The sequence below is a fragment of the Megasphaera sp. DJF_B143 genome (genome assembly GCF_900320625.1).
GTDB lineage: Bacteria > Bacillota > Negativicutes > Veillonellales > Megasphaeraceae > Megasphaera > Megasphaera hexanoica.
The window spans coordinates 1-2,694 of record NZ_ONTA01000040.1; the positions used below are offsets into that span (position 1 = coordinate 1).

Below are 2,694 nucleotides of genomic sequence, written 5' to 3' on the forward strand. Positions count from 1 at the left end.
TCAATATTTCTGCCGGGTATGCCGGGACTTTCGTAGGTGGAAATCTCACACAGGCAGCAGCTATTGCCGGTGTCATTTCTATCGCCAATGGCGCGGGCCGCGTACTGGCGGGGCAGCTCTTTGACAGCAAGGGCTGCAAAGTCACTATGTATACCGTCTCTGTGGTCTATCTGGCAGCGGCTGCTGCCCTTGCCGGTGCCGATGTGAGCCACAGCCAGCCTGTCCTTCTGACAGCCTTTGTCCTTACGGGCTTGGCCTATGGCGCCTGTCCGCCGACGGGGTCTGCCTTTGCTGCCTCATTCTATGGCTCCCGGAATTATGGCATGAATTTCAGTATCGTCAATCTCAATCTTATCGGCGCTTCGACCCTCGGCCCCATGTTTGCCAATGGCACGCCCATGATGGCTTTTATCATCATCGCCATACTGGCCGTTATCGGAGTTGTCATTACGACGGCAATCCGCCGCTAACCAGTGACAGGCAGCAGATGGATGAATCGGAAGGCTCCAGCTGTACTCCCTTCTCTCACCGTTCCGGCCTTTGCCGGGATGATGCTTTCCGGTTTGTCTGTGTGCTGCCTGTTGAAACAAATGCACTGCAGGGGTAACCTGTGGTACAATATAGGTATTCATCATAAAGGAGTGATTTTCTATGGCAAATAAAGAAATGTATGCACTGGGTTCCCAGGGTTCGGCTATCCGCGAACTGTTTGCGTACGGACAGGCCCAGGCCACCAAGGTAGGCAAAGAAAATGTATTTGATTTCAGTATCGGCAATCCGACTGTACCGGCCCCTTCGTGCATCCGGGAATCGATTGAACATATCCTGGCTACACGGGAATCAGCCGCTATCCACGGCTATACGGCCGCTGCCGGGGATCTGGCCGTTCGCAAAGGACTGGCAGACTATATGAATCAGACCTATGATGCCGGCGTTGGGGCCGATAATTTCTACATGACCTGCGGGGCTGCAGCATCACTGACCATTTCTCTTAAAGCTATCGTCGAAGATCCCGATGATGAAATCATCGTCGTCGCACCGTTCTTCCCGGAATATACAGTCTTTATTGCCAATGCTGGCGCCAAAAAAGTCATGCTGCCTCCTGATACGGATCACTTCCAGATTAAACTGGACGAACTGGAAGCTGCTATCACCCCCCATACGCGGGCTCTCATCGTCAACTCGCCGAATAACCCGGCAGGTACGGTCTATTCGCGGGAAACGATGGAAAAAGTGGCAGCCATCCTGACTAAGAAGAGTGCCGAAATCGGCCATACCATCTACCTTATTTCCGATGAACCGTACCGGGAAATCACCTACGACGGTCTGGAAATCCTCTATATGCCGGCTATTTATCCCGATACGCTCGTATGCTATTCGTACAGCAAATCCCTGAGCCTTCCCGGCGAACGTATCGGCTACATCCTCGTACCGGATTCTGTATCGGACAAAGACGTGTATCCTGCCGTCTGTGGAGCCGGCCGGTCCATGGGCTTCGTCTGCGCGCCTCATCTCTTCCAGGATGTCGTCCTCCAGTGCCTGGGCAAGACCAGCGATATGAGCATCTACGATGACAATCGCAAGCTCCTGTACAATGGCCTGAAAGATATGGGTTATGATTGCGTCTATCCCCAGGGGGCCTTCTATCTCTTCGTCAAATCACCGGAACCGGATGCCAAGGCATTTTCCGACAAGGCCAAGGCCCTGAACCTGCTCATCGTACCGGCAGACAGCTTCGGTTGCCCGGGTTACGTCCGCGTCTCTTACTGCGTCGAAGCTGATATGATCCGCCGCAGCTTTGCCGCCTTCCAGAAGCTCATCGACCAGTATAAATAATGGTGGCGCCGATGGGCCGGGAATTTTGAAATTTTCTTAAAGGAGTCTTACTCTTGAATCCATTCGAAATATATCAGGAAAAACTGCACACTCCCGAAGAGGCAGTGCATCTCGTCCAGTCCGGCGACTGGGTCGATTATAGCCAGACCTGTTCCTTTCCGGCGGCTCTCGATGCGGCTCTGGCGGCACGGCGGGATGAGCTCACTGACGTGAAGGTGCGCCACGCCATATCGATGCGCCCTGTCCAGATAGTAGAACAGGACCCGCAGCGGCAGGCCTTTACATACAACCTCTGGCACTGCTCGGGACTGGATCGTAAGTATATCGATACGGGACGGGCTTTCTTCTCGCCTATGATGTTCCGCTTCTGCGGCTCCTATTACAGCCGCGGCCAGGCGCCGGTCAACGTGGCCATGGTGACCGTATCGCCCATGGACCGCTATGGCAATTTCAGCTATGGCCTGACTAACTGCTGTATGCAGGAAATGCTCGATGCGGCTGACCGGATTATCCTGGAAGTCAATCCCCATATGCCTTTTATATACGGTATGGCCGATGATCACATCAATATCCGCGACGTCGATGCTGTCGTTGAAAATGATCAGCCTCTGAGCGAAGCCCCAAGCCGGGAAGCCAGTGAACTGGATAAGCAGATTGCCGCCCAGATTTTTCCCTTCATCCACGATGGAGACACACTGCAACTCGGCATCGGCGGTATGCCCAATGCCCTGGGGTCGCTCATTGCCGGGTCAGACCTCAGGGACCTGGGCATGCATACAGAACTCATGAGCGATGGCTATCTCGACCTGTATAAGGCCGGCAAGATCACCAATAAGCGTAAGACCCTGCAGAAGGGAA

Annotated in this window: 3 protein-coding genes; all 3 read left to right on the top strand. The window is 53.9% G+C overall.

The features are described 5' to 3' along the window. A partial coding sequence (locus DBO31_RS09230; protein WP_200817426.1) for an MFS transporter occupies positions 1–470 on the top strand: 470 nt, incomplete at its 5' end. 181 nt (positions 471–651) lie between these two features. After that, positions 652–1,836: a pyridoxal phosphate-dependent aminotransferase gene (locus DBO31_RS01135; RefSeq protein WP_059076280.1), complete on the top strand. Its 1,185-nt coding sequence runs from the start codon at positions 652–654 to the stop codon at positions 1,834–1,836. A 53-nt stretch (positions 1,837–1,889) separates the two neighbouring features. Further along, on the top strand, positions 1,890–2,694 hold an 805-nt coding region (locus DBO31_RS01140; RefSeq protein WP_369907299.1), incomplete at its 3' end, for an acetyl-CoA hydrolase/transferase family protein.